The sequence below is a fragment of the Fundicoccus sp. Sow4_D5 genome, from assembly GCF_052116365.1.
Taxonomy (GTDB): Bacteria; Bacillota; Bacilli; order Lactobacillales; family Aerococcaceae; genus Fundicoccus.
Genome location: NZ_JBQKLF010000001.1, coordinates 345,324 through 371,749 on the forward strand (window position 1 = coordinate 345,324; position 26,426 = coordinate 371,749).

At 35.2% G+C, this 26,426-nt stretch carries 28 protein-coding genes, 1 other RNA gene and 1 riboswitch; of the genes, 23 read left to right on the top strand and 6 right to left on the bottom strand.

Annotation, left to right across the window (positions count from 1 at the left end; genetic code table 11):
• Window positions 1-55: 55 nt before the first annotated feature.
• Window positions 56-856, top strand: coding sequence for a Cof-type HAD-IIB family hydrolase (locus ACTQ45_RS01705; RefSeq protein ID WP_441762783.1), 801 nt, complete (start codon window positions 56-58; stop codon window positions 854-856).
• Here ACTQ45_RS01705 and ACTQ45_RS01710 read toward each other — a convergent pair.
• The gene (locus ACTQ45_RS01710; protein ID WP_441762784.1) at window positions 853-1,653 is read right to left on the bottom strand and encodes a DUF92 domain-containing protein; all 801 of its coding nucleotides are present in this window, start codon (window positions 1,651-1,653) and stop codon (window positions 853-855) included. The genes ACTQ45_RS01705 and ACTQ45_RS01710 overlap by 4 nt on opposite strands.
• A 435-nt stretch (window positions 1,654-2,088) precedes the next feature.
• Between ACTQ45_RS01710 and alaS the strand changes: the two genes are divergently transcribed.
• The 12 genes from alaS (at window position 2,089) to ACTQ45_RS01770 (ending at window position 12,510) form a co-directional block, all read left to right on the top strand.
• Window positions 2,089-4,740 (top strand): alanine--tRNA ligase, encoded by a 2,652-nt coding sequence (alaS, locus tag ACTQ45_RS01715; protein WP_441762785.1) that lies wholly within the window; start codon window positions 2,089-2,091, stop codon window positions 4,738-4,740.
• 91 nt (window positions 4,741-4,831) lie between these two features.
• Window positions 4,832-5,092 carry an IreB family regulatory phosphoprotein gene (locus ACTQ45_RS01720; protein ID WP_441750205.1) on the top strand — a complete coding sequence of 87 codons (261 nt, stop codon included), beginning with the start codon at window positions 4,832-4,834 and terminating at the stop codon, window positions 5,090-5,092.
• Window positions 5,093-5,111: 19 nt separating this feature from the next.
• Window positions 5,112-5,522: a Holliday junction resolvase RuvX gene (gene ruvX / locus ACTQ45_RS01725; protein ID WP_441750764.1), complete on the top strand. Its 411-nt coding sequence runs from the start codon at window positions 5,112-5,114 to the stop codon at window positions 5,520-5,522.
• Between the two features lie 24 nt (window positions 5,523-5,546).
• Window positions 5,547-5,840, top strand: a complete 294-nt coding sequence (locus ACTQ45_RS01730) for a DUF1292 domain-containing protein (protein ID WP_441750206.1) — start codon at window positions 5,547-5,549, stop codon at window positions 5,838-5,840.
• 148 nt (window positions 5,841-5,988) lie between these two features.
• Window positions 5,989-7,218 (top strand): endolytic transglycosylase MltG, encoded by a 1,230-nt coding sequence (mltG, locus tag ACTQ45_RS01735; RefSeq protein ID WP_441762786.1) that lies wholly within the window; start codon window positions 5,989-5,991, stop codon window positions 7,216-7,218.
• A 153-nt stretch (window positions 7,219-7,371) separates the two neighbouring features.
• Window positions 7,372-7,998 (top strand): uridine kinase, encoded by a 627-nt coding sequence (gene udk / locus ACTQ45_RS01740; RefSeq protein ID WP_441750208.1) that lies wholly within the window; start codon window positions 7,372-7,374, stop codon window positions 7,996-7,998.
• 102 nt (window positions 7,999-8,100) lie between these two features.
• Window positions 8,101-8,583 carry a transcription elongation factor GreA gene (gene greA / locus ACTQ45_RS01745; protein WP_441750209.1) on the top strand — a complete coding sequence of 161 codons (483 nt, stop codon included), beginning with the start codon at window positions 8,101-8,103 and terminating at the stop codon, window positions 8,581-8,583.
• Between the two features lie 390 nt (window positions 8,584-8,973).
• The gene (liaF, locus tag ACTQ45_RS01750) at window positions 8,974-9,723 is read left to right on the top strand and encodes a cell wall-active antibiotics response protein LiaF (protein ID WP_441762787.1); all 750 of its coding nucleotides are present in this window, start codon (window positions 8,974-8,976) and stop codon (window positions 9,721-9,723) included.
• Complete coding sequence (locus tag ACTQ45_RS01755; protein ID WP_441750211.1) at window positions 9,720-10,769, top strand: sensor histidine kinase; 1,050 nt, start codon at window positions 9,720-9,722, stop codon at window positions 10,767-10,769. The genes liaF and ACTQ45_RS01755 overlap by 4 nt, the downstream gene beginning before the upstream one ends.
• Window positions 10,770-10,802: 33 nt before the next feature.
• The gene (locus ACTQ45_RS01760) at window positions 10,803-11,435 is read left to right on the top strand and encodes a response regulator (protein ID WP_441750212.1); all 633 of its coding nucleotides are present in this window, start codon (window positions 10,803-10,805) and stop codon (window positions 11,433-11,435) included.
• A gap of 129 nt (window positions 11,436-11,564) precedes the next feature.
• Complete coding sequence (locus ACTQ45_RS01765) at window positions 11,565-11,876, top strand: HesB/YadR/YfhF family protein (RefSeq protein ID WP_441762788.1); 312 nt, start codon at window positions 11,565-11,567, stop codon at window positions 11,874-11,876.
• 28 nt (window positions 11,877-11,904) lie between these two features.
• Window positions 11,905-12,510 carry an ECF transporter S component gene (locus ACTQ45_RS01770; protein WP_441750214.1) on the top strand — a complete coding sequence of 202 codons (606 nt, stop codon included), beginning with the start codon at window positions 11,905-11,907 and terminating at the stop codon, window positions 12,508-12,510.
• A 47-nt stretch (window positions 12,511-12,557) separates the two neighbouring features.
• Here the strand turns inward: ACTQ45_RS01770 and ACTQ45_RS01775 are convergent, their stop codons facing one another.
• Complete coding sequence (locus tag ACTQ45_RS01775; protein ID WP_441762789.1) at window positions 12,558-13,544, bottom strand: aspartate-semialdehyde dehydrogenase; 987 nt, start codon at window positions 13,542-13,544, stop codon at window positions 12,558-12,560.
• Window positions 13,545-13,764: 220 nt separating this feature from the next.
• Window positions 13,765-13,913: riboswitch (Lysine riboswitch) on the top strand.
• Window positions 13,914-14,044: 131 nt separating this feature from the next.
• Between ACTQ45_RS01775 and lysA the strand changes: the two genes are divergently transcribed.
• The 4 genes from lysA to ssrA all read left to right on the top strand — a co-directional run bounded on the left by lysA (window position 14,045) and on the right by ssrA (window position 17,594).
• Window positions 14,045-15,337: a diaminopimelate decarboxylase gene (gene lysA, locus ACTQ45_RS01780; protein ID WP_441762790.1), complete on the top strand. Its 1,293-nt coding sequence runs from the start codon at window positions 14,045-14,047 to the stop codon at window positions 15,335-15,337.
• A 42-nt stretch (window positions 15,338-15,379) separates the two neighbouring features.
• On the top strand, window positions 15,380-16,273 hold the full coding sequence (dapA, locus tag ACTQ45_RS01785; protein WP_441762791.1) for a 4-hydroxy-tetrahydrodipicolinate synthase: 894 nt from the start codon (window positions 15,380-15,382) through the stop codon (window positions 16,271-16,273).
• 24 nt (window positions 16,274-16,297) lie between these two features.
• Window positions 16,298-17,071 (top strand): 4-hydroxy-tetrahydrodipicolinate reductase, encoded by a 774-nt coding sequence (gene dapB, locus ACTQ45_RS01790; protein ID WP_441750218.1) that lies wholly within the window; start codon window positions 16,298-16,300, stop codon window positions 17,069-17,071.
• Between the two features lie 156 nt (window positions 17,072-17,227).
• Window positions 17,228-17,594, top strand: a transfer-messenger RNA (tmRNA) gene (ssrA, locus tag ACTQ45_RS01795).
• A gap of 225 nt (window positions 17,595-17,819) precedes the next feature.
• On the opposite strand, the gene ACTQ45_RS01800 is transcribed toward ssrA, so the two are convergent.
• The 3 genes from ACTQ45_RS01800 to ACTQ45_RS01810 form a co-directional block, all read right to left on the bottom strand.
• A complete protein-coding gene (locus ACTQ45_RS01800) occupies window positions 17,820-18,323 on the bottom strand; it encodes an NUDIX hydrolase (RefSeq protein WP_441762792.1) in 504 nt (167 codons plus the stop codon).
• Window positions 18,324-18,346: 23 nt separating this feature from the next.
• A complete protein-coding gene (locus ACTQ45_RS01805; protein ID WP_441762793.1) occupies window positions 18,347-19,495 on the bottom strand; it encodes a tyrosine-type recombinase/integrase in 1,149 nt (382 codons plus the stop codon).
• 717 nt (window positions 19,496-20,212) lie between these two features.
• Complete coding sequence (locus ACTQ45_RS01810) at window positions 20,213-20,596, bottom strand: MerR family transcriptional regulator (protein ID WP_441762794.1); 384 nt, start codon at window positions 20,594-20,596, stop codon at window positions 20,213-20,215.
• Window positions 20,597-20,672: 76 nt separating this feature from the next.
• On the opposite strand from ACTQ45_RS01810, the gene ACTQ45_RS01815 reads away from it, so the two are divergent.
• From ACTQ45_RS01815 to ACTQ45_RS01825, 3 genes are all read left to right on the top strand, one after another.
• The gene (locus ACTQ45_RS01815; RefSeq protein WP_441762795.1) at window positions 20,673-20,972 is read left to right on the top strand and encodes a hypothetical protein; all 300 of its coding nucleotides are present in this window, start codon (window positions 20,673-20,675) and stop codon (window positions 20,970-20,972) included.
• 280 nt (window positions 20,973-21,252) lie between these two features.
• Window positions 21,253-21,741, top strand: coding sequence for a GNAT family N-acetyltransferase (locus tag ACTQ45_RS01820; protein WP_407090318.1), 489 nt, complete (start codon window positions 21,253-21,255; stop codon window positions 21,739-21,741).
• A gap of 80 nt (window positions 21,742-21,821) precedes the next feature.
• Window positions 21,822-22,409 (top strand): 3'-5' exonuclease, encoded by a 588-nt coding sequence (locus tag ACTQ45_RS01825; RefSeq protein WP_441750223.1) that lies wholly within the window; start codon window positions 21,822-21,824, stop codon window positions 22,407-22,409.
• Window positions 22,410-22,871: 462 nt separating this feature from the next.
• On the opposite strand, the gene ACTQ45_RS01830 is transcribed toward ACTQ45_RS01825, so the two are convergent.
• Window positions 22,872-23,648 (bottom strand): hypothetical protein, encoded by a 777-nt coding sequence (locus ACTQ45_RS01830; RefSeq protein ID WP_441750225.1) that lies wholly within the window; start codon window positions 23,646-23,648, stop codon window positions 22,872-22,874.
• Between the two features lie 382 nt (window positions 23,649-24,030).
• Here ACTQ45_RS01830 and ACTQ45_RS01835 point away from each other — a divergent pair, with 382 nt between their 5' ends.
• From ACTQ45_RS01835 to ACTQ45_RS01845, 3 genes are all read left to right on the top strand, one after another.
• Window positions 24,031-24,177, top strand: a complete 147-nt coding sequence (locus ACTQ45_RS01835) for a hypothetical protein (protein WP_441762796.1) — start codon at window positions 24,031-24,033, stop codon at window positions 24,175-24,177.
• A 514-nt stretch (window positions 24,178-24,691) separates the two neighbouring features.
• Window positions 24,692-26,056 (top strand): carbohydrate ABC transporter substrate-binding protein, encoded by a 1,365-nt coding sequence (locus tag ACTQ45_RS01840; protein WP_441762797.1) that lies wholly within the window; start codon window positions 24,692-24,694, stop codon window positions 26,054-26,056.
• A 67-nt stretch (window positions 26,057-26,123) separates the two neighbouring features.
• Window positions 26,124-26,399, top strand: a complete 276-nt coding sequence (locus ACTQ45_RS01845; protein ID WP_441762798.1) for a hypothetical protein — start codon at window positions 26,124-26,126, stop codon at window positions 26,397-26,399.
• Window positions 26,400-26,426 lie beyond the last annotated feature (27 nt).

Consider the following 26,426-nt stretch of genomic DNA (forward strand, 5'->3'; position numbering starts at 1 on the left):
AGGCAGCTCTTCTATAATAATCATATTGATTTGATTAAAAGGAGACAAACACTTAATGACTTATAAAATGCTCGTACTCGATATTGATGACACGCTTTTAAATAGCCAACACGAAATATCTGAAAAAACATTTAAACGTTTAATTGAATTTCAAGCAGCAGGTAATCACTTGGTTTTAGCGAGTGGTAGACCAACGGCTTCAATGTTTCAAACAGCCCATGAATTAAAATTAGATCAGTATGATTCCTATATGATTTCATTCAACGGTGCCGTTGTGACCGACTTAGCTAAGCACGACGAATTATTCAGCCAACGAATGAATGTAAAAGAACAACAAAAAGTGGTTCAGTATATTCGCGATAATGATTTAGTAATTGTCGGGTATACACCAGAGGGAATCAAAGTAGATCGTGAAAATGAGTACAGTCATGTTGAAGGAGAATTGACAGGCTTACCAGTTGATTATGATTATGAGCATTTCAATCACTTAGAAACACCGCAATTAAAATTAATGGGCGTAGGAGATCCAGCCATTGTTAAACGTCTTGAAAACGAGTTAGACCGTTCGTTTGGTGAAGAAACTAATGCGGTAACGTCTAAACCTTATTTCCTAGAATTCATGCATCGATTATCATCAAAAGGGAGCTCATTATTAAGGCTTTGCAATCATTTAGGCATCGATATATCTGAAGTGGTTGCTTGTGGAGATGGAAACAATGACTTGACAATGATTCAAACAGCAGGCTTAGGTGTCGCTATGGCTAACGCTACCGACGCACTAAAAGACGCTGCAGATTACATTACAGCGTCTAACGATGAAGATGGTATTGTGCAAGTAATCGACAAATTTTTCTAAAGCAGGCGAAAAATCATCCAGCTGATTATAACAATCAGGCAATCACTTATAATATTGACCATGCTGTTATCAATACCAGGCAAGCCTTTGATTCGTCTGTAACGTTGGGAATCAGCGTTTATTGGAAGTGCTTCATATTCCTGATTCGTTTCTAAGTCTATGTAAACTTCTTGAATACTCAGACCTAATAGACTATCAATGATAGAACAGAAGCCCCCAAGCATCGTCAGGAGTATAAAGTCAGACGCGCTCACTGCTTGAGTGAACATAACCGCAAGACTGATAATAAAAGCCGCGCCTAAAAAACTCGCAATTAAACCTAAACGTGTTACGCCTCCTGATTTTCCGGGAGGCATTTTTTTACCACTAATCATCGAGCGTGGAATCTCTTGACTCAAGATGCCTATTTCTGACGCCCATGTGTCAGCCGTCGAACCCGCAATGGCAATCACCATCAAATGAAAATAGAGTGTATCTTGGCTTTTCCAGTAAACTAACAAGCAACTAAGAGCCAATAAACTATTAGCCAAAACTTGTAACGCAGAGCGCCCATCTTTTTCTTCACTTGGAGAAGAGAGACGACGAGGAGATTTCAAGCGAAATAAAACGCTCGCTTTCTCGATAAAACTGGAAGAAACTAATAACATAATTAACAATAGCCAACTAACAAAACCTCCAATAATCATAAATAAAGATCCCACAAGGAAAGCAGCCACCGTGCCGGAACGGGATAAACTTTTAACCGCGTAGGCTAAAGAAACAGCGAGACCATTAATTAAAAAACTAAATATGAACATAAAGCACCTCGTAAAAGTTTGTATAAAGCATTATATCAGAAAGCTAGCTCCCATTCTTAAAAGTATAAAAGAATTTGTAAGTAAACAAAGAACCACAATGAGGCAAAGGAATCATAAACGTTCATTTTTTTAAGAATATGACTAAAGTTTATCTGGTGGATGTTGACTTTTAGGGGCTTAATTCTTTATAATGATTAAAGATTGAGGCCAAATCTAAACTATTTAGAGACAATTCCACCTGGTGAAAGGAATTGATGTGACAGATGCTCCCTCAAATATGTATTAATCGAAAGATTAGCGTACCATCGGCGTTAACGATATGATAAGAAATAAGGACAAGAGTCGTTATTTGTAAGGTGGTACCGCGTAAGTCGCCCTTACTTATGACGGCTCTTTTATGTTGTTTTTTAATTGATTATAGAGGAGAAGATTTAAATGAAAAAATTAACCAGTTCTCAAGTTAGGCAGATGTGGTTAGATTTCTTTGAGGAGAAAGAACACTTAGTGTTGCCAAGTGCGTCTTTAGTCCCTGTAAACGATCCAACACTACTATGGATTAACTCAGGTGTTGCAACATTAAAAAAATATTTTGATGGAACAGAAGTACCCGAAAATCCACGCTTAACTAACGCTCAAAAGAGTATTCGTACGAATGATATCGAGAATGTTGGCTATACAGCTCGCCATCATACGATGTTCGAAATGTTAGGGAATTTCTCGATTGGTGATTACACTAAAACTGAAGCAATTCCAATGGCTTGGGAATTTTTAACAAGTGATAAATGGCTAGACTTTGATCCGGAAAAATTATACGTTACTTACTATCCTGAAGATACAGAAACGAAAGAACTTTGGGAAGCAATTGAAACATTTGATTCGACTCATTTAGTAGCAGAAGAAGGTAACTTCTGGGATATCGGGGCTGGCCCATGTGGACCAAACACAGAAATTTTCTATGACCGTGGTGAAGCTTATAATGATTTGCCAGAAGGTGATCCAGAAAATTATCCTGGTGGAGAAAATGAACGCTGGTTAGAAATTTGGAACCTTGTGTTCTCAGAATTTAATCACTTACCAGATGATACTTACCAACCATTACCTCATAAAAACGTCGATACTGGTATGGGCTTTGAACGATTAGTTTCTGTTATTCAAGATACACCCACGAACTTTGAAACTGATTTGTTTATGCCAATCATTAAAGCAATCGAACATTTTGCTGACGGTGCTAAATATGAAGATAATGAAGACTTAAAAGTTAGCTTTAAAGTAATAGCTGACCATGTACGTGCGGTTTCTTTTGCAATTAGTGATGGAGCTTTACCTTCAAACGAAGGTCGAGGTTATATTCTACGACGTTTAATTCGTCGTAGTGTGATGCATGGACGTAAATTAGGGATTAAAGGTACTTTCATGAGTCAATTAGTGCCTGTGATTGCAGATGTTATGGGCGATTACTACAGTGAATTGCGTCTCAATATTACTTTTGTACAACAAGTTATTTTAAATGAAGAAGATCGTTTCCATGAGACGATTGAAGCGGGTGAAACTCACTTGATGTCAATCATTGAGCAGTTGCGTTCAGAAGATAAAACTGTAATCAATGGAAGCCAAGCGTTTCAATTATATGATACATTTGGTTTTCCTTTAGAATTAACAGAAGAAATTGCTCAGGATAATCAATTTACTGTCGATAAAGAAGGCTTTGAAGTCGAAATGGAAGCACAACGTAACCGTGCACGTTCGGCTCGTTCTCAAGAAGCTAGCATGTCTGTTCAATCAGCTGTCTTACAGAGTATTGAATCACCCTTTGAATTTGTTGGTTATGACCAATTGTCAACGAATGGAACAATCAAAGCGATTGTGATTAGCGACGAGCTACACCAGCAAGTACCAGCTCATTCACAAGCATGGGTATTCTTTAACCGAAGCACTTTCTATGCAGAAATGGGTGGACAAGTAGCTGACAACGGTGCTGTTTTTGATGGTGAAGAGATGTTGGCAGAAGTATTAGATGTTAAAAAAGCGCCAAATGGTCAATTTATGCATAAATTGCGTACCTTAGAAATGCCGTTAACTATAGAACAGTCTTATACACTAACTGTTGACCGTCAAGCACGTATTAAAACAAACCAAAACCATACAGCGACACACTTACTACATAAAGCACTTAAAGTAGTATTAGGCGAGCACGCGAACCAAGCTGGCTCTTATGTCGGACCAGATCGTTTACGTTTTGACTTTTCTCATTTTGGTAAAGTAACGAATGATGAATTAAAACAAATCGCGAATATCGTTAATTATTACATTGAAAACGCAGAAGATGTAAACATTTCTGAAATGTCAATTGATGCGGCAAAAGCAATGGGTGCGATGGCGTTATTTGGCGAGAAATATGGTGATAACGTTCGCGTCGTTAACATTGCGAATGAATCCATCGAATTATGTGGGGGCACACACGTCTCAAACACCAATGAAATTGGTACGTTCAAATTAATCAGTGAAGCAGGTATTGGTGCGGGTATTCGTCGAATTGAAGCTTTAACTGGCCAAGCAGCTATTGCAGATTACCAAGAAAAAGAAAATTTATTAACCACTATCCAAACACAATTAAAAGTACAACAATTAGACCAATTAACACATAGAGTTGAGCAACTACAAGAAGAGTTAAAAACAGCAAACTCTAAAGTTGACTCATTATCTGCTAAGTTAATGCAACAAGAATCAAATAATTTATTTAATGATGTTAAGACAGTGAATGACGTCACTTTTGTTGGCTTGAAACTTGAAAACCAAACAATGGATGACTTACGTAATCTAGGGGATGTTTGGCGTCAAAAAGCTATTTCTAACGTTCTTGTTTTAGCTTCGGCTCTAGGTGATAAAGCAAACTTAATGGTTTTAGTGGATGACGAAACAATTGCCAAAGGCTTAAAAGCTGGCGATTTAATCAAACCCCTAGCTAATTTAGTAGGCGGAGGTGGTGGTGGACGACCACAAATGGCTCAAGCTGGTGGGAAAAATCCAGCAGGCATTGATAATATGTTGACTGCAATAGAAGCGGAAATCGCTCAACGCTTAAGTTAAGATGGATGATTTTTAGTTTTCTACCGATATAAGTTTCATTTCTTGGTCAACTAATGTAAAATGTGACTATAAGAAAGGTTCGGTGAAAAAAATGCAATCATTAGATGAAACAATATTATTCAAATTAGATGATTTAAATAAACGTACTGTAAGAGAAACTTTAGAGATTGTTTACTCAGCACTCGAAGAAAAAGGTTATGATCCGATTAACCAAATAGTAGGTTACTTATTATCTGGTGATCCAGCCTATATACCGCGCCATAATGATGCGCGTAACTTAATACGACGTCATGAAAGAGATGAAATTGTAGAAAAATTAGTAGAGTACTACTTAACTCAGAAAGAGAGCTAATGTGAATTATCAACGTACAATGGGGTTAGATGTTGGTTCGAAAACTGTAGGAGTCGCTGTCAGTGATTTGATGGGATGGACTGCGCAAGGAGTAGAAACTATCCGCATCGATGAGGAAGTTAAAGATTTTGGTTATGAGCGTTTGCTCGAATTGATAAAAGAACATTCAGTCAATAAGGTAGTGATTGGTTTACCTAAGAATATGAATAATTCGATTGGCCCAAGAGCTGAAGCGTCATATACTTACGGAGAAGGTCTACTTAAATTATTGCCTGAGATGGAAATTACCTATCAAGACGAGCGCCTGACGACCTCTCAAGCAGAAAGAATGCTAATTACCGAAGGGAATGTTTCACGCAAAAAACGTAAACAAGTCATCGATAAGTTAGCGGCCGTTATTATTTTACAAAACTATTTAGATACTAAATAAAGGGAAATTAGAGGAGGCAATACTATGGTTCAAAATCACGAGCATAATCACGATCACGAATACATTACAATTTTAGATGAAGAGGGCAACGAGTCTTTATATGAGATTTTATTTACCTTTGAATCGGAAGATTTTAAAAAGAGTTATGTTTTAGTATACCCAGCTGGAACAATTGAAGACGAAGACGTGGAATTACAAGCTTATTCTTACACTGAATCAGAAGAAGGTAATGCTGGTGCGTTACAACCTATCGAATCTGATGAAGAGTGGGATATGGTTGAAGAAGTCTTAAATACATTCTTAGCAGACGAAGATTAATTATTAGCACAGTTACATCCTACTTTTAAATCACACTTTTGCGTAATACGCGAAAGTGTGATGTTTTTGTAACATGGTTAATCTAGCCAGCATAGATGAAGTCTGATATAATGCTAACATTATTAGTCTGTTAGTTAAAGGAGGAGTTATGGCTAGATTTGATTGGAAAACGATTCGTGAACAGGCGAAATCGAAAGAGACTTACCAAGTCAAAGAGAAAATGTGGACAAATAGAATCGTTAAAATCATCATTATTACCATTCTTACAATCATGATTGCAGGTGGCTTAGGTGGTTACTTTTATGTTAGACATACATTAAGCTCCGTTGATTCATCCAATGATGAAACAGTTGAAGTGACTGTGCCGATTGGAAGTTCTACGAACGACATTGCATCGATATTAAAAGACAAGAATATTATACATAATGATTATATTTTTGATATTTATTTAAGGCTTCAAAACGTTGGAGACCTTCAAGCAGGTCATTTTGAATTTAATCAATCGATGGATGCTGGTGATATTGTTGCAACATTGCAAAAAGGGGGCGAACCGATCTTTGAAGACATTGACACAACGATCACTGTCATTGAAGGAACGAACCTAGAAGAAATTTCTGAGTTAATTGAAGATAAAACCCCCTTTACTGCGGAAGAATTTATGGAACTGGTTAACGATGAAGCCTATATTGCCAGTCTAAGTCAGCAATTCCCAACATTATTGGGTGACTTGACAGAAGTGGAAGGGTTAAGATATCCTCTAGAAGGGTATTTGTTCCCAGCTACTTACGATTACATCGGCGGGATGACCCTCGAAGATTTAGTAACTCAGATGGTTTCAACCATGAACTTAGAGTTTCAAGCAATTCGTGAAGATCTAGATCAAACATGGATGACGTTCCACCAAGTTTTAACTTTAGCTTCAATTGTGGAACGAGAAGGTATTACAGATGAGGATCGTGCGATGATAGCAGGCGTATTCTTAAACCGTATAGAAGTGGGTATGCCACTTCAAAGTGATATTACCATTTTATATGCTTTAGGTGAACATAAGGAACTGGTTACCTTAACAGATTTGGAAGTTGAATCACCCTATAACTTATATATGTATACTGGATTAGCACCAGGACCTTACAATAGTCCAAGCATGTCTTCGATTATGGCAACAATTTATCCAACTTATACTGATTATTATTATTTTGTGGCCGATTTAGATACGCAAGAAATATACTATTCAACAAATATTGATGATCATAATGCTTTGGTTGAACAATACGTTAATCCGTATTTCGAAGAAGACGAAGAAGCGGTTGATGAAGAAGCTACAGGGGAAGATGTAGAGGAAGTTACCGAAGAAATCATTGGAGAAGATGTAGAATAAAAGAATCTATCAAAATGAGTTGGCTTGAAAAGGTAAACCTTCAGATAATCTGAAGTGGCCGTTTTTAAGCCTGCTTCAATTTGTATTATGTAGCACCAAGGAATAAAAACTAATAGTTAATCAGGCGAAAGCCTAAGTATAGGAAGTGGAAAAGTGACAAAGAAACCTATTATCATAGGAGTGACAGGTGGGTCCGGTAGCGGGAAGACCAGTGTAAGTAATAAAATTTTAAAACATTTCGGTACTGGTAATGTTATGTTAATTCAGCAAGATTACTATTACAAAGACCAATCGCATTTAACGTTTGAAGAGCGTCTTAATACAAATTATGATCATCCATTAGCGTTTGATACAGAACTGTTTTATCAACATATTAATGAATTGTTAGCTGGTAAATCAATCAATAAACCGGTTTATGATTATACAAAACACACACGAAGTGCTGAAACAATTTGTCAAGACCCTCGTGCTGTAATCATTATTGAAGGGATTCTAATTTTAGAAGACAAACGCTTGCGAGATTTAATGGATATCAAAGTATACGTAGACACCGATGATGATATTCGCTTGGCGCGTCGTATTCAACGTGATGTAATTGAACGAGGCCGTTCGGTGGAATCAGTAATAGACCAGTATGTGAACGTTGTTAAACCAATGTTCCATCAGTTTATCGAACCAACAAAACGTTATGCAGATATTATTGTTCCAGAAGGTGGATACAATCAAGTAGCCATTGATTTGCTGACTACCAAAATTGGGACCATTCTATTAAACGATTAAATATTGTTATTTTATAATGATATATAAAAATATATTGAAATCCTTGCATTAAAATGATATGTTAATTTTGTTATTTTATTTAGAGGGGATAAGGAGAAAATTATGGAAGAAAAAGTATATCCAATGACTTTAAAAGGCAAAGCTAAATTAGAAGCTGAACTTGAAGAGTTAAAAGTTAATAAAAGAAAAGAAATTGTAGAACGCATCAAAGTTGCTCGTAGTTTTGGAGATTTATCTGAGAACTCAGAATACGAATCTGCAAAAGACGAACAAGCATTTGTTGAAGGTCGTATTTCTACACTAGAAACAATGATTCGTTTTGCTGAAATTATTAATGATTCAGAAATAGATGAAAACATTGTATCGTTAGGTCGTAAAATCACTTTTGTTGAATTACCTGATGGAGACGAAGAAACTTATACAATCGTTGGTAGCGCAGAAGCAGATCCATTAGACGCAAAAATTTCTAATGATTCACCAATTGCTAAAGCGTTACTAAAAAAATCAGTTGGCGATGTTGTCTCTATTGTTACACCAGGTGGTTCTTTCGACGTAAAAATTACAAAAGTTGAAAAGGTTAATTAAAATTGTACTCTCATGTTTAGCTAGTCTAAATATGAGAGTTATTTTTTTGGGTTCGTAACCGAACTTAATTTCATAGAAGAGTGAAATTAAGTTGAGATTAACTAAACGTTTAGTGGCTTATGTCTCTTTAAGACAGTTGATCTGGATAGAAAGTCATTACGATCTAAATGAAAGATCAACGTCTAATGCAAAATTTCAAAAATGTCGAACTTTGCTTAGGCTCTGAAAGATTTAAGCCGGTCGAAACGCTTCGCTGATTATCAAGGTTTCTTATCATCTGTCAATTTATGTGCTTGACTCCTTTAAAAATAATTTTAGGACTTTTGATGGTTGCGCACACATTCAAGCAATGACATGATATAATTAGACAAATTGAAATGAGGGACGCAAATGCTAAGTTTTTTTAAGAATAATATATTTATTGTTATTGGTATTAGCTTGATTTTAATTGCATTTGAAATTTTAACTTCAATCGAGAATACTGCTATTATTGGTCTAGGTATATTGACTATCGTTGGTTCAGCATTTGTCAAGAATTTATCTGTCAAACGCACATTATTGGGCTTAGGCTTCTTCTTAATACTGCTGGCAGTTTTTCTGACACGCTCTATATGGATGATGGTGTTAGCAATGGTATTATTAATTTTTTTTTATCGAACGCCTGAAGGTAACGAGTTTTTCTTTTTCGGTGAATCGATGTTGCATCCTTTTCAAATGAAAGAACAATATCATGGTATCCAATTGGTACGCCCTCAAAGCGGTCAAAGATCATTATTAAAAAGTCAGTCCATGTTTGATTCGCGTGACGAGAATAAGAATATATATGAGTGGGATGATATTAATCTAGTTTATTTTGGTGGAAACTCTATTATTGATTTAGGTAATACTATTCTCCCCAGTGGAGAAAACATTGTGATGATTCGTAAAGTATTTGGACGGACACGAGTGATTATTCCAAAAGATTTGGGCTTACGCTTAAATGTCAGTGCAATATCCGGTCAAGTAGTTTTTGAATCACAACAGTATCCCTTGCGAGGAGACAATTTCCAATGGACTAGCCCTGGTTATTCTGAAACAGATCGAAAATTAAAAGTTTTAATCACATTAGTGACGGGTGATATTGAGGTGATTTTACTGTGAATTTACGTTTATGGTTTCGTTTATTTCTGAACCAATTAGTGATTGGTTTATCATTGGTTGTCGTCATTATTTCATTAATCGTATTTAGTTTTGAAGTCATCCCTTTAACGGACTTGTTGATGAGAAAAGTTTACAATTTACCATTCTTTATAATTTTACTGGCTTTAATTATATCAGCCGCTGCTGTCTATTCAGCCTATATTGCTTTTTCACTTAATGAACCTTATGAACAAATACGGGCAAAAATTAATTGGCTCTTATTAGGAAAGTATAAACATAGTATTTTTAGTCAAGAAACCACACAAAGAAGTTGGTATGATAATGATAAAATATTGTCAAATGATTTAAACAGAATCCGCGAACGTCTTGCACAATTATCGACTGACTTACAAGAATTTACGGCAGCACCCGTTTTTGTTGGTGATGATACTAAAGAAGAAATTATCGAACAAGAACGTTCTAGAATTGCACGAGAATTACATGATTCTGTCAGTCAACAGTTATTTGCCGCTATGATGATGCTATCAGCGATTAATGAAACGATCGATGGTCAACTATCAGCGCAGTATAAAAAACAATTACTAAAAGTAGAAGAAGTGATTGGTAATGCTCAAACAGAAATGAGAGCCCTATTACTTCACTTAAGACCGATAGCACTCGAGGACCGTTCATTAAAACAAGGTATTACGAGTTTACTCGAGGAATTATATTCCAAAGTGTCATTGACGTTGAAGTGGGAATTGATGGAAACGTGTTTAGATAGTGGAATTGAAGATCATTTGTTTAGAATCGTTCAAGAAGCAGTTTCGAATACACTCAGACATGCACATGCAAGTAAGTTGGAAGTATATTTACATCAGACAGAAGATAGCGTCACTTTAAAAATTATTGATGACGGAGTTGGTTTTGATACAAATCAGCCAGATAAAGTAGGTAGTTATGGTTTGCGCAATATGCGGGAAAGAGTCACAGGTTTAGGCGGTACATTTAAGACAGTCAGTATCAAAAATCAAGGGACCATTATTGATATAAGTATCCCAGTTTAGAAAGAATTGACCACTAAAGATAGGATGTAAGATATGATAAAAGTTTTATTAGTTGATGATCATGAAATGGTAAGATTAGGCGTTTCTTCTTATTTGATGGTTCAATCAGATATTGAAGTAATTGATGAAGCAGAGAATGGTTTACAAGGGTATACGAAGGCAATGGATCTAAGACCTGATATCATTTTAATGGATCTTGTGATGGATGTGATGGATGGAATTGAAGCAACACAGAAAATCATGTCAGAATGGCCTGAGGCAAAAATAATTATTGTGACATCATTCTTAGACGATGAAAAAGTTTACCCAGCCATTGAAGCGGGTGCTTCAAGCTATATCTTGAAGACCTCCTCTGCTAAGGAAATAGCGGATGCGATCCGTTCAACACATGCTGGGGATAATGTGATTGTTCCAGAAGTGACAGATAAAATTTTAGCGCGTGATGCCAAAGAAAGTCAACATCATTTACATGATGACTTAACGAGTCGAGAGTTAGAAGTATTATTACTTATTGCTAAAGGTTATTCAAACCAAGAAATTGCAGATGAGTTATTCATTACCTTAAAAACGGTGAAGACTCATGTATCAAATATTCTGTCGAAATTAGAAGTTGTCGACCGAACACAAGCAACTATTTATGCTTTTCAAAATGAGTTAATTAAATAATCCCCCCATAAATGCTTAATTTAAACATAAAGAAAAGTGACAGTTAATTGTTTTCAATAAGCCTAAATTTTCTTTTTAGTTGAATTAAGGTATAATGATTGAGAAACCTTTATTGAAAGGAGTATATTAATGAAACTAACTGTTGATGAAAAAGCTGCAAATTGGTTTAAAGATGAGGTGGGAATTCGTGAAGGTGCGGGAATCCGTATTAAAGCTAAAATTTATGGAGGTAGTCCGGTAAGAGAAGGCTTTGGTTTGGCCATTGATCCAGTTGAACCGATGACTCCGATAGCTACTTTTGAAGCTGATAACGGTGTACTATTCTTTATTGAAGATACTGATGAGTGGTTTTTCGATGAACATGATTTAATGATTACTTTAAATGAAAAATTGAAAGAACCATATTATATTTATTCTAAGGACGGCATCGCCATTAATTAAGCGATGACCAGTTGCCGGAGGGAAGATTATGACAAGTTATTCAAATAATAAAACGAAAGAAATGGTGAGAATCAGTTTATTTGCTGCAATCATCATTCTTCAATCCTGGGTGCCATTTTTAGGCAATATCACTATTCCCCTTTACCCCTTAGCGATTACATTTATACACGTGACCGTTATAGTAGCCACATTATATTTAGGTACAAAAGCTGGTGTAATTGTTGGTGGAGTTTGGGGTATTAATAGTTTGATTAGAGCGTACGTCATGCCTACGTCACCAATGTACTTGTATGTTTTTAATTCACCTTTTGTGACGATTTTGCCACGATTATTAATGCCTTTATTGGTGGGATTAATCTCACATTACATCTTAAATAAAACGACTTCATTTAAAGTAAATGCAGCGATCTCAGGAGTTTTAGGTAGTCTTTTTAATACTATCCTTGTCTTAGGTGCGATTGTCGTGTTTAGACGCAACGAGTATTTAACAATACAAGACGCTTCAATGGAAACGTTATGGAATATTCTAGGAGGCATTGTCTTAGCAAATGGTGTGCCTGAAATGATTCTTGCGGGGCTTTTAGTGCCGATAATCCTAACAGCTTTAAAACGGCCACAAGGCTTAAAAAAATAATCATATAAAAACGCGTGTCAGTTTTTTTAGCTGACGCGCGTTTTTGTTTATACTAAGTTGTTTTTAATGAGTGTTTCTGCAATTTGTACAGAGTTTGTTGCCGCTCCTTTGCGGATGTTATCGGCTACTACCCAAATATTAAGGCCATTTTCTAAGGAGTCATCACGGCGAATGCGACCAATAAAGACTTCGTCTTTGTCATTAGCTTCGCTTTGAAGAGGATAACGTAAGTTGGCCGTGTCATCGACAACTACCAAGCCACTGTGATTGGCGAATTCAGTTTTGACTTGCTCTAAATCAAAGGCGTTTTCGAGTTCAATATTAATGCTAACACCGTGAGAATTTTTAATTGGCACACGAACGGTTGTTGCAGTAACTCGTAAGTCGGGTAACTCTAATATTTTGCGAGTTTCTTCAATCATCTTAACTTCTTCTTTGGTATAACCGTTATCTAAAAACACATCGATTTGTGGTATAACAGAATCGTTAATTGAGTAAGGAAAGTTATTCGTTGTATTGTTTTCTAAGTCTGCAATGCCTTTTTGACCAGCACCCGAAACAGCTTGATAAGTACTATATACGACACGTTTAATACCATAAGGTTTAAGTACACCCAAGGGTACGACGGATTGAATAGTTGAACAGTTGGGGTTAGCGATAATCTTAGAGCCGCTGTTTAACGCATTTGGGTTTACCTCGGGTACCACAAGCGGCACCTTAGGATCCATACGCCAAGCTGAACTGTTATCAATAACAATGACTCCATTATCTGCAGCAAAGGGGGCATAGTGTTTAGATGCATCTCCACCAGCTGAAAAAATCGCAATATCAATCGGTGCTTTTAACGAGTCTTCTGTCAATTCTTGGATCGTCACCGGTTCACCTTTAAAATCAATGGTTTGACCAGCTGATCTTGCTGATGCAAAAAGGCTAAGATTTGCGACAGGAAAATCACGTTCTTCTAATACTTCTATCACTTTACGTCCCACAACACCGGTGGCGCCACACACCGCTAAATTATATTGTTTTTTCAATGTTGGAAACTCCTTTCAAATTCAAGTTGTTATCGTTAACCCTAAAGATTTAGAGGATAAATGTCAAGCAAATATTTCATTGTAAATTAATAAAAATAAGCATAAGCACGGAAACGTTGTGTTAGCGTTGTTTTTAAATGTGATTATTATGAGAGTTCGAAGGAAGTGCGTTGACAAACTTTTGAATGCTTGTTATGCTAGGTTCAGTTAAATATAAAAGGTTTTTGGGCGAGGCGCGATTGACAAGAGTACAGATGAATTTCTGGAAAGGGGATATCGCCGAAACGAGTAATCGTTGGGGGCTAACCATAATAGGTTGACCACTGTTGTAATTAACTGCCCAGTTAATTACGAAGAGCAAGCAAATACCGGGCAAAAGGAAAGTTAACTCCAAGAAATAAAGTGGCCTGTTAAAAGCCAAGTGTGAGTGAGACCGTCGAACCTTTTGTTCGTGGTCTCTTTTTGTATTTATAAATAAATAGAAGGGTGAGGAGTAGCGAATGCGATTAGAAAAGTACCAGAGTATTATAGGGGGGCGCTTGAAACATTCGGGCCATGATTATGTTGAGTTGGCGAACCAATATGGAACGCCATTATATATTTTTGATGAAGCAAGCTTTCGTGAGCGTATTTTGGCTTATCGAGAGGCAGTAAAATCTACTTATTTTGAAACGGATGTACTTTTTGCATCTAAGGCCTTGTTAACTAAAGCGGTTGCTCGTATTATTGCCGAATTAGATATAGGACAAGATGTCGTGAGTGCCGGTGAAATTTATACTGGAGTGCGTCATGGCGTTGATCCAAAACGTATGTATTTTCACGGTAATAATAAGCTCAATAAAGAAATTCGTTATGCGATTGATAAACGTGTGGGAACGATAGTAGTGGATAACCGAATGGAAGTTGAACGTATTAGTAAAATTGCTGCGGAGTTTGAAACTAAACAACGCGTATTACTTCGTTTGAATCCTGGTGTTGAAGCGCATACGCATGAATACATCATGACAGCAAATTTAGATTCTAAGTTTGGAGAAAGTGTCTTTGACCCTGAGATTTATAATATTATCCAGTCAATGGTTGTTTCGCCGCATTTAGAATTTGCTGGTTTCCATAGTCATATTGGCAGCCAAATTTTTGAAGCAGATTCGTTCTACAAAGCCGCCAGTGAATTATTAACTTTTTCAGCTGAGGTTCAAAAACGTTTAGGTATTTTAATTTCAGAAATTAACTTTGGAGGCGGTTTTGGTGTGTATTATACACAAGAAGATCAACCATTTGATGTGATTGATTTTCTTCCTGATTTTATGGAATATGTTCATCAAGAAGCACAAGCTTTGGCGATTGATTTAAAAAAAGTAACGATTGAACCCGGTCGTTCCTTGGTCAATGCCTCTGGTAGTACTCTTTATGAAGTGGGAGATTTGAAGCACACGGCAGGTGGTAAAGATTACGCTTTTGTCGATGGTAGTATGAATGATAATATTCGTCCAGCACTTTATCAGGCTAAATACGAGGCGCTTGCTGTTAATAAAGCGGATAAACCGCAAGAAAAAGTTTATACAATTGCGGGTAAAGCCTGTGAGAGTGGCGATAAAATTATTGAAGAGATTAAATTACCGATATTGGAAACAGGGGATTTATTATTAGTGAATGGGACTGGTGCTTATAATTATTCAATGGCAAGTAACTATAACCGAATTCCTAGGCCAGCGATGATTCACGTGAATGATGAAAAGCATTATTTGACAGTCAAACGTGAAAGTTTTGAAGAAATGTCTATGAGAGAAATATAAAATGATTGTGATTAGCTTTTTTAATAATAAGGAGGAATTAGTATGTTAATTTATGAAGGGTCAGCAGTAGCAATTCTTACGCCATTTGATGAAAGAACGAACGAGATTGATTGGCAAGCGTTTGAAGGTTTGCTTGATTTTCATTTAGAAAACGAGACGGATGCTCTCGTAATTACGGGAACAACTGGTGAAAGTTCAACTTTATCAGATGGTGAACAAATTGAATTGATTAAATTTGCAGTTGACCACGTCGCTGGTCGTTTACCAATTATTGCCGGAACTGGAATCAACGATACGGCGCATGCGATTATGTTGAGTCAACAAGCAGAGAGGGTTGGAGCGAATGCTTTACTAATCGTAACACCTTACTATAATAAGACATCTACACGCGGCATGTTAATTCATTTTAAAACCATTGCAGATTCAGTGAACATACCAATTATTCTTTATCACGTACCCGGACGAACTGCCGCGACTTTAACCGTTGAACAAGTGGTTGAATTATCAGCGCATCCAAACATTGTAGCGATTAAAGATGCTACAGGTGACTTAGAGTATACCAAAGCCTTAAGAGAGCAATTACCGGCTGATTTTGCGATTTACTCAGGTAATGATGATATTAACTTAGATATCCTTAAATTAGGAGGCGATGGCTTCATTTCAGTAACTGCTAACGTATTACCAAGAGAATTACACGCTCAATACCAGTTGTTTGCTGAAGGGAAAATTGAAGAGGCAGAAGCATTAACGGAAAAATTAGCTGGTATCAATCAGGCTCTCTTTATTGAGAGTAATCCAATTCCAGTTAAATACGTTGTCCATAAGCTAGGGTACTTACAGAATAGTTACCGATTACCTCTTGTTGAGCCAAGTGATGAAACCAAAGCTACCCTTTCTCAATATGACGAGTTAGTGGCTAGCTACCGTAAAAACTAAGCAAATACATTTGGAGGGTTTAAAATGAATATATTATTAGTAGGCGCGAGTGGGGCGATGGGACAAGCTGTCATCCAGTACGTCGCTCATACGAGTGATCAGGTGACCGTTGTCTTGCAAGATAAGCCTAATGATCAAGCAGATTATCAAGTGTTTACTTCCTTTGAAGCGATGGGAGCATACCTCACTGAAAATCGCAGTCTAGTAGATGTCATGATTGATTTTTCGACACCTAAGATTACGGATCAAGTAGTAGCTTTTGCCAAGGAACATCGATTACCTCTGATGTTGGCAACGACGGGTCAAACAGAAGAACAAGAAGCTTTAATTAAAGCAGCAAGCCAGCAAGTAGCCATTGTGGATACGCACAATACAAGTATTGGTGTCAATGTCATGGAAGCACTGGTGGCTCAAATGACAAAAATTCTTTATCCTTTAGGTTACGATATAGAAATAATCGAGAAGCATCACCGCTATAAAAAAGATTCTCCAAGTGGCACGGCTAAAATGATTCTTGACGCCGTGCAAGACACTATCGATGAAAATACATCTGTCCTTGGTGGTCGACAAGGTCTTGAATATGCTAGACCTCATTCTGAGATAGGCGTACATGCCATTCGTGGAGGAGATATTGTGGGAGAACATACCATTCTTTTTGCCAACAACCAAGAGACTCTTGAGTTGACACATCGAGCAGGCACTAAGGATTTATTTGTGCGGGGCGCAATACAAGCAGCTCACTTCTTGATGACTGTGGAGCCAGGTTTGTATGATATGAAAGACGTTATTGAGTTATAATATTGAACAAAATAGGATAGAAATAGGCTCTGACTTGCTTTTCGTAAGTTAGGGCTAATTTGAAAACATAGTGTTAGAATTAGATATTAATGGAGTTTGACCTTACCTGACTATATTTGACATAGTTTTTATGACATGATATACTATAAGTCCTACGGGGATGTCATGGTTTCGACAGGTATTGTCGAGCTGTTGATGCGCCAGCAAGGCAGCGACTTGCTAAAAACGCTAACAGTTAAATATAACTGCAAAAACAACAAACAACAATTTCGCTTTAGCAGCCTAAGAACTGCGAGTGAAGATCAGTCCGGCATCGCCCATGTGCTCGGGTCCTGGTCTCAAATTAAGTGGGTTACGATTTAACTTTCCGTCTGCAAGTTAAGTAAGAGATTACCAGACTCGCGATAATTGATGCCAGTTTTTCGGCTAAATTAGAGCTAAACTTTAAATAGAAAAACTATTGGCGTAGAATTGATAGTGGCGAGATATTTGGACAGGGGTTCGACTCCCCTCATCTCCATTATAGCTTTACTAAGGTTTCCCACCAGCTTCTAAAGGCTGGTGGGAAGCCTTTTTTAATTTCTAAACATTGCTTACGATTGCTATAAACCATTACCAACCATTACCATTTCCATTACTGCTCGAAAAATGGTAATGGTTTTTTTATTATTCACAACATATTGATTACTTCAAAAAAATTAAATACAAATTTCTTTAATAATCTGTTTCATTTTATAAGATTTCAGGTTTATTTGTGCTCTGGTAATTTTTTTAACCACTGCTCATCCCACTGAAAATATGGATTGTTTTTTTCGTCGTATATAAATAAATCTTTAGGGTAGGGAAGTGCTAGTTCTGGCATACTACTTGGACTAAAAAATTGTAATTTTTTAGTTTCATTATCATTGGGATTAAGCTGTCCTTTCTGAATCGCACTTTCAAATAAGAAGATGTTATATTCCACTTTATTCCCATTGGGGTATTGATAGCGATATTCCTTCCCGCCAAAAACACCTAATAACTTTTTTGGGATGACAGATAGACCCGTTTCTTCCCATACTTCACGAACAATGGCTTCAGCCGGAGCTTCTCCAGGCTCAATTGCACCAGCAGGTAAGCTCCAGTGTTCACCATTTCCTTTATTTTGCAGTAAAATTTCTCCATGATCATTTCGTATAATTGTTGCCACACTTGGAATGAAAATTAACTCGTTACCAACTTTTTTTCGAAGCCTTTTATAAAAATTTGACATTCCCATAGTCCTAATTACCCCTTTTAGTTTTCCATAAACTTTGCAAATTTATCTGCTGTGTCTTTCTTTTCTTCTTTTGTAACGTGAGCATAGATATTCATAGTTGTTTGAATATCCGTGTGTCCTAGGCGAGCCTGTACATCTTTTATTGAAGCGCCCATAGAGAAGAGGATACTACAATGCGTGTGTCGCAACCTATGAACAGTAATTCTCTTGAGTCCATTACGCTTTTGCACATTTCTCATGCGGTCATTCGGCACATTAATAGAGTAGAAATTGTTTCTAGAATTTGAAAATACAAGCTGATCGGGTGAATTAGTATTATAGCCGAGTTTCAGCATGAATTGAGCCTGATGCATCTTCCATTGCTTTAAAAGTCTCATTGAGTCATTATCCATATCAATAACTCTTCTACCGTTCACTGTCTTGGTAGGTTGTATGATAATCTTGTTATTTAAGCCCCTAGTAAGTGTTTTGTTGATGTTGAGGGTAGATGTTTCAAAATCAATGTCCGACCATTTAAGAGCCAGTAGTTCTGATTTTCGAGCACCGCTATACGCTAATAGCCTGAAATACGTATACCAATTAAGGTCTAAATCTTCTTTAACGTATTCTAAGAACTCGTTTAATTCTTCTTTGGTATAGAAATTCTCAAATTCACTTTCGTCAATCGTCTCAATCCGTTTCGGTACAGTAACTTTATCAAAAGGATTGCTATCGATGATATCCATTCTTACTGCATAATCGAATATACGGTTCGCATAGTTCTTTATACGTCTGTAATTGACTAGCTTATCACGCCATTTATTTAATTCAAACTGGCAATGATCGGGTTTTATTTCACGAATGTTCATGTCATCAAAAGAGGGGACAATGTGATTTTTAAAGTCACGCATTGTTTTATTGAGTGTAGACTCTTGGACATTATCTTTATATTCAGATTCTAACCACAGTTCATATATCTCGTTAAAGGTACTTCTTTTCCTCTGAGATGGGAAACCATTTTTATTAAAATCATTAATTAGTCTTGCTTTATCAATTTCTGCTTCTTTCTTCGTTTTAAAACCACTTCGTTTACGATACACATCTTTATTTGTCACTGGATCAAGTCCAATGTATGAATGAAACATATATCGAGTGTCGCAATTTTTTAATTTATATTTCTTTATCATTATTATCTTTTCCTTTCATTCACGCACACGCCTATGCTTTATGAAATCAAGGAACAATAAACATAAATTTTCATTGTGTTCAAATTTATAATGTTATTTTCAGTTAGCTAATATTTTTTAATTTCCTTTAAGGAATTCTATAACTTCTTCTTCAGTAGGGCTATTTCCCAACTTAGCTAATCTTGCCAAATTTTTAGGATCGGTTAGCATAGGACCAAAAGCTTGAAACATCATTTCATTTAACTTGTCACTTTCATTTGATTTTCTTTCTACTTTTGATATATACCCAAGGTTTGAAGCGCGTAAGTATGATTATGAACTTGAACAGATTGCTAAGTCTATTGAAGAAAATAAAAAATAGTAACAAAGTTATAAGTAGCGCGGGTAAATATGACTCGGTACGTTATTTAGGATCATTTTGAAACGAAATAAAAAATCATACATAAAACATAGGCGTATGAGTGAAAATTGAGTACAAACCATTACTAAAACCATTACTATATAACTACAAACGTTGATGCGAGGGGGATTAGATGAGCCCCCTCATCTCCATACTAAACTATTGAAACAATAATTGTTCAATAACAATCTCAAAAGAGTATATTTAAACCTTTTAAAACTCAACTACTATTTACATAGTTGAGTTTTGAAAGGTTATTATTATGGCCATAATTAAAGCTGTGTTATAAGATTAATAATCTTTTACTAAATATTAGTTCATCTGTCATTATTTATGCTTTTAATTTTTTCTTGCATAACTTTTAGCCTAGACAAGCCAGCTTCAATCATCTTAGATTTTTCTTCTAAGTAGTTTACTTTATTATCTAATAGTTGGATGATTTCTTGATAATCATCATGTGTCATTGAGTGGATTTCATCAATTGATTGATATTTTTCATCAATATCAACAAGCAACTTTATTTCAGAAAGCGTAAAGTCTAAACCTTTTAATTGTTTAATTTGTTCTATTCTTTCTAAATCATCATCTGCATATTCTCTGGAATAACTTTCCCTATTAGGTTTCACAAGTCCTAATTTTTCATAAAACCTAATTGTATCTTTTGATAAACCAGATAACTTAGTAATATCTTTTGTTTTCATTTTGATTACCTTTCTCTTGACATAGACCTTACTCCATCTTTTAAGATAAGTATATCAAATAGTAAAGGAGAATTTCATGATTTTATTTAGAATATTTATTTTTTTGTATGGTTTACTTACTGTAATTGCTGTTGGGGAAGAAGTTAAAGTTGAACAATTCAATTGGTCGCATCCAATCTATATTTTGTTAAGTCTTTGCTTAATGATATTTGCGGTAAAAACTGATCCAGAATGGCTATTGTATTTTGGATTGATTGCTCTTATCATTTTTGCAGTATTCATGGGAGTGACAACAAACTCTTTTCATTGGACACATCTGATTGTCCGATTAATTACTTCAATTACGCTTATATTCGTATGGAATTGGTTGAAATAAGATAACTAATGATTGTTGAATAAATCAATTGTTAGATGTTATCTTACCTAAATTATGAAAAGTTTCTAAAAACTCAGGTAAAACACTAATTTAACAGTGTTTTACCTGATTTCTTGTTATTTTCAGTTTCTTGCTATTGCTTGCGTTATATGTAACTATTATAAAATAAATGCTTATTACAGGGAAAGTATTAACCACTTAAAGTATCTTTTTCAATAATTCAAAAGAACGTTTGAGTTCCATTTTTTTGTAATATAATCCAAATAAAAGGAGACATGGATTGAAACATTACACTATAAAGCAAGTGAATGCACTTGAATATCAAATTTTACAAAAGTTTCTTTATGAGGCACTATTTCAACCGGATCCCAAGAATCTCTTTCCATTTTCGATTGTCGAGACAGCAGAACTCAATAAATACATTGATAAATTTGGCCAATTGATAGGCGATTATGCCATTGCAAGTTATGATGGAGAAAATCCAATTGGCTTAGTTTGGGTACGACTTGTTGAAGGCTATGGGCATGTGGATAGTAAAACTCCAGAATTGAATATCTCTATCCTATCCCCATATCGTGGTAAGGGGATAGGGCGTACATTATTACAGAGTATGTTCCAATTACTAAAAGACAAAGACTACAAACAAGTATCGTTATCTGTGCAAAAGGCTAACCGAGCTTTGACGTTGTATCTAGCGCTAGGCTTCGAAATTTATACCGAGGATGAAGAAACGTTTACAATGATTTATTCATTGATTAATAATGATTAAGTAGACAATTTCGAGTCCAGTTTGCTTTTCGTTTATAAGAAGTTTAAAATGAGTAGATAATTAAGAAAAGAGGTAGTTGTATGCATGATTTTGTCGCCTTAGACGTTGAAACGGCCAATCAGAATCGTTATACGATTTGTTCCATCGGGATGGTACGTTTCAAATATGGGGAAATACTGGACAGTTATTACCAACTGATTAATCCAGATGAAAGTTTCTCATTGGCGAATATTCATGTTCATGGTATTCAAGAGCATGAGGTCATTTCTTCGCCGAGATTTTATGATATAACTAAACAAATTGAAGATTTTATTGGAGGACGACCGGTTGTTGCTCATAATGCAACGTTTGATATGGGCGCTTTGAAAGATAATTTTAATCGCTATGGTTTAGAAATACCTGCCTTTAAATATGCTTGTTCATATCAACTTGCAAGGGCAGTGCGAAAGAACTTTTATAACTATAAATTAAGTACGATTGCGAATTATTATGGCATACCTTTAACGCATCACGACGCTTTATCGGATGCTAAAGCTGCAGGTCTCATTGTATCTAAGTTTGTGCATGAAAATCGGTTTTCAAACTTAGATCAATTAGTTAGATTTGCAGGATATCAAAATTACGGTATGTTAGGTGGCACGGGCTTTAGAAAAGGTCGCATTCGTTAAACATTATAATGAGTCAGTCAGCAATAAGCTGGGTGGCTTTTTTTATAATATAAGGGTTTATAAGTTTTATATTGATTTATCCAGCTTTGTACTTTGTTCAAAATCAGAGAAAGCTATGACAATTGACCTGTTTACGGCCTTGCAAACCAGAACGGTAAGCAAGGCGCAATGGATATGGAATGAGCACTATAAATTCTTATAGTTTAAAAAAACGAACTCCGAGAGTTCGTCTTACTAATTTGATACTTACTTCACAATGCATTTAGATTTACCAACTACCTATGAGCTTTATAAGTAGACGGATATATTAATGAGTGAAATAAGAATATTTTTTCATATAGCAGTTGGAGCATCTGCGCCAGCTACTATTACTTTTAGAGCAATGAGTAAATTTTTCGAGTAAAGTATTTAATACTCTAAACTTGATTTTAATATTATGGTAAAAATTTTAGTGGTTAATCACTAACTTTCAAAATTAATAGAATGAAGTAATTCGATGTAATGAATTAACTTATAAAAGTCTATAATTTTTAAATCGCTAGGTGGACTGTAACCGTGTAGAACTGAATTTCTATTAATGAATTTATTTTTTTCAAAGTTATTTTTAAAGAAATATTCAGTTGTAGCAATTACCAAGCTTTTTAAATTTAGTTCATTCTCAGAGGACGAATCCTCATTAAAAAGTTTGTTTTGTCTATTTGCAATCCTCTTAATATTCCAAATGTCTACATGTATATTTTTAACTTTTTGGAATTTATTTATAAATAAAGCTTCAGAATAAGAATACAATGGATACATTAAAAGCATAAAGGTTGACGAAATATTATTTTCTTTAATTAAATTTAAAATATTCGTAAATAAGCTATTCCATCCAACTAAAGCTTCTTTTTGGATATCTTCTAAGACTATAGTTAGGTATTGATGATATCCTGGGTCACTATGGAGATAATTATAATATGCAATTTCCATAGTGGTATTTTTAGCTGCATCAAATAAATCATTATAATGAGATGCGTCACAACCACTAGGTAAAATATAACCTTTTCTCAATGTGTCAACGATAGTCTTTTTATATAGTTCAATACTTACTTTATTAAATTCTTTAGATGCATCTAATATTAACTTCGCTATTTTTAAGTCACTTAAATTTTCGTAAATAGCTTCACTTGAATTTTCTAATAAGTAGAAAGCTGTACTTTTATTAAATGCCATAAGAATTTCATCGTTAGAGTAAATCATATTTTAATACCTCCTTTTATAAAACAACAGATGGAATCATTAGTGTGTCATAAAACACAAGTATTCTAAGGTAGCCTCGAATATACATTGCAAACTAATTTGACATAAGAATTAATAACAGCCTATTTCCTTAGTTGGAGATAGGTTCATGTTTTGATGTGAGATTTCGAAGTCTTTATACATCAGAGTTTTAAGTTCGCCCCTTTATTTCAAAACGATTCAATTCTTTGTCTATTGAGTCTTTCCATTCAATATAATTGTTTGTTTTGCATAATTTAAAAGTACACTCAATAAATCATACAAACAATCAATGGTACCATTGTTTGAGTATAAATACCTTTTAACGTTGCTATATTGTTTTATAGTAAGCGGGACTACTTGTATGGGTTTCCCTAACCAAGTAAAGCTTGACCACTATTTAAAAGCAAACGGTGCAGGTGATTTGAAGATTAAGATTGATCGTTGTGAATTTCTGCAAAATGCGAACTTAATTGGTGCGGCGGTTAATTATCAAAATACAACAGATTAGAGCAATAATTGAGATAAATGGAAGATAGCTTACGAATTTAAATTTTAAGTGACTAGATTCATTTATGGATTAACTAATATTAATCAATTTCAATTTATTTTTATTGGACGGCATTAGAAATGAAAAATTAATTTATCTTCTAATGTCTTTTTTTGTACCTGTTTGATGATAAAAATGTCGTTTTTATGCGGTTTTATTGCTATAATGATAAAATATCAACATTATTAAGAATAAAATATAAAACATTAATGTTTGCGGAAATACAGGTAAAATACTGTTTTAACGGTGTTTATATAATGTTTCTAATAAACATTATAATTTGAATATTTTGAGATTATTTTAAAATTATATATTTTTTGATAATGTAAGCGGATACTTTAATGTCGTTAATATGCTCTTTTAGTCAGAAACATAGTAACCACTGTCATAAAATATTGATATGATAAAGACATCAAATGACATTAAGTAATTAATGGCAATAATTAGGAGGGGTTTGAGGGGTTTGAGGGGTTTTATGAGAAAATTGTTGGCGAAAAGTTGTTTAGCATTGACACTTAGTTCAGTTTTATTATCGTCTGCAGCATCATTAGTTAAGGTAAATGCTGAAGAAGGTAAAGTAATTAATATTTATTCATGGAATAATGAATTTCGTGACCGTGTAACGGCAGTTTATTCTAAAGTAGAAAGTACATCTGAAGATGGAACCGTAACAAAATTAACAGATGGTACTGAGATTCACTGGATTGTAAATCCTAATCAAGATGGTGTATATCAACAAAAATTAGACGAGGCATTATTAAGACAAGCAGACGCTAGTGCCGATGAAAAAGTAGATGTTTTCTTATCTGAAACTGACTATGTTAATAAATACGTTGACGAAGCAGTTGATGTGGCAATGCCACTAATGGATTTAGGCATTGATCCAGAAAAAGACTTAGCGGATCAATTTGACTTCGCTAAAGCAACACCTTCTGATCAAAGTGGCGTTCAAAGAGGATCTACTTGGCAAGGAACACCAGGGCTATTAGTGTATCGTCGTGATATCGCTAAAGAAGTATTCGGAACCGATGACCCAGCAGAAATTGCTAAAAAGACTGAAAATTGGGATGTATTAAAACAAACAGCAGAGGAATTAAAAGATAAAGGTTATCATGTTTTCTCTTCTTATGCTGATACTTTCCGTTTATATGGTAATGCGATTGAACATCCATGGGTTGAGAAAGATTCAACTGTTATAAATGTCGATCAAAAAATTCTTGATTGGATAAATGATTCTAAAGAATGGAAAGACGCAGGCTATTTTGATGAGACAGTAAAAGCGCAATGGAATGATGATTGGAATAAAGCGATGAGTTCAGAATCTAAATCATTTGCTTTCTTATTACCAGCTTGGGGTATTGACTTCGTATTAAAACCGAACTGGAATGGCGAAGCAAATTCTTGGGCAGTAACTACACCTCCTCAAGAATTTAATTGGGGTGGTTCTTACATTCATGCAGCTGCTGGAACAGATAATGTCGAACATGCAAAAGAAATCATCATGGAATTAACAGCAAATAAAGATAACTTAATGAAGATTTCTAAAGAGTACTTAGACTTTACCAATACTAAAAGCGGTATGAAAGAAGTAAGTGAAGATGATACCTTCTCACATGAATTCTTAGGTGGACAAAATCCATTTACTTACTTTACACCTGTTGCCGAAAATATTAAAGTAGCACCATTATCAGCTTATGACCAAGCGTGTGTGGAAGAAATTCAAAATACATTTGGCGATTACTTCCAAGAACAAGTTACATTTGATGAAGCAAAAGCAAACTTTGAAACTGCGATTAAAGAACGCCATCCAGAAATTACTGAAATTAAATGGCCAGAATAATCAAGTAAAATAATATTTAATAAGGCGAAGTAAGCAGTCGATAACTTGCTTTACTTCGCTTTATTTCTTGGAGGGAATGAAGCCAGCGATTGCGGTTCAATCCATTTTCGTTTTCGTAGGAGCATGGAATAATTACTTTATTCCAGCATTGATTATTGACTCAAAAGACAAAATGACTGTGCCAGTTTTAATTGCGACTTTACGTGGAGCGGACTTTATGAACTTCGATATGGCGAAGGTTTATATGATGATTGTGGTTGCTATCATTCCTATTGTGATTGTTTATCTGTTGTTATCTAAGTACATCATTGCTGGTGTTACTTTAGGAACTGTGAAGGAATAAAAATATATAGAGAAAGAGGTTCGTTAT

Bases quoted from the DNA above. Each gene is read 5' to 3' on its own strand.
- ACTQ45_RS01705 (WP_441762783.1), top strand. From the start codon at position 56: ATGACTTATAAAATGCTCGTACTCGATATTGATGACACGCTTTTAAAT.
- ACTQ45_RS01710 (WP_441762784.1), bottom strand. From the start codon at position 1,653: ATGTTCATATTTAGTTTTTTAATTAATGGTCTCGCTGTTTCTTTAGCC.
- alaS (WP_441762785.1), top strand. From the start codon at position 2,089: ATGAAAAAATTAACCAGTTCTCAAGTTAGGCAGATGTGGTTAGATTTC.
- ACTQ45_RS01720 (WP_441750205.1), top strand. From the start codon at position 4,832: ATGCAATCATTAGATGAAACAATATTATTCAAATTAGATGATTTAAAT.
- ruvX (WP_441750764.1), top strand. From the start codon at position 5,112: ATGGGGTTAGATGTTGGTTCGAAAACTGTAGGAGTCGCTGTCAGTGAT.
- ACTQ45_RS01730 (WP_441750206.1), top strand. From the start codon at position 5,547: ATGGTTCAAAATCACGAGCATAATCACGATCACGAATACATTACAATT.
- mltG (WP_441762786.1), top strand. From the start codon at position 5,989: ATGGCTAGATTTGATTGGAAAACGATTCGTGAACAGGCGAAATCGAAA.
- greA (WP_441750209.1), top strand. From the start codon at position 8,101: ATGGAAGAAAAAGTATATCCAATGACTTTAAAAGGCAAAGCTAAATTA.
- liaF (WP_441762787.1), top strand. From the start codon at position 8,974: ATGCTAAGTTTTTTTAAGAATAATATATTTATTGTTATTGGTATTAGC.
- ACTQ45_RS01760 (WP_441750212.1), top strand. From the start codon at position 10,803: ATGATAAAAGTTTTATTAGTTGATGATCATGAAATGGTAAGATTAGGC.
- ACTQ45_RS01765 (WP_441762788.1), top strand. From the start codon at position 11,565: ATGAAACTAACTGTTGATGAAAAAGCTGCAAATTGGTTTAAAGATGAG.
- ACTQ45_RS01770 (WP_441750214.1), top strand. From the start codon at position 11,905: ATGACAAGTTATTCAAATAATAAAACGAAAGAAATGGTGAGAATCAGT.
- lysA (WP_441762790.1), top strand. From the start codon at position 14,045: ATGCGATTAGAAAAGTACCAGAGTATTATAGGGGGGCGCTTGAAACAT.
- dapA (WP_441762791.1), top strand. From the start codon at position 15,380: ATGTTAATTTATGAAGGGTCAGCAGTAGCAATTCTTACGCCATTTGAT.
- dapB (WP_441750218.1), top strand. From the start codon at position 16,298: ATGAATATATTATTAGTAGGCGCGAGTGGGGCGATGGGACAAGCTGTC.
- ACTQ45_RS01800 (WP_441762792.1), bottom strand. From the start codon at position 18,323: ATGTCAAATTTTTATAAAAGGCTTCGAAAAAAAGTTGGTAACGAGTTA.
- ACTQ45_RS01805 (WP_441762793.1), bottom strand. From the start codon at position 19,495: ATGATAAAGAAATATAAATTAAAAAATTGCGACACTCGATATATGTTT.
- ACTQ45_RS01810 (WP_441762794.1), bottom strand. From the start codon at position 20,596: ATGAAAACAAAAGATATTACTAAGTTATCTGGTTTATCAAAAGATACA.
- ACTQ45_RS01815 (WP_441762795.1), top strand. From the start codon at position 20,673: ATGATTTTATTTAGAATATTTATTTTTTTGTATGGTTTACTTACTGTA.
- ACTQ45_RS01825 (WP_441750223.1), top strand. From the start codon at position 21,822: ATGCATGATTTTGTCGCCTTAGACGTTGAAACGGCCAATCAGAATCGT.
- ACTQ45_RS01830 (WP_441750225.1), bottom strand. From the start codon at position 23,648: ATGATTTACTCTAACGATGAAATTCTTATGGCATTTAATAAAAGTACA.
- ACTQ45_RS01835 (WP_441762796.1), top strand. From the start codon at position 24,031: ATGGGTTTCCCTAACCAAGTAAAGCTTGACCACTATTTAAAAGCAAAC.
- ACTQ45_RS01840 (WP_441762797.1), top strand. From the start codon at position 24,692: ATGAGAAAATTGTTGGCGAAAAGTTGTTTAGCATTGACACTTAGTTCA.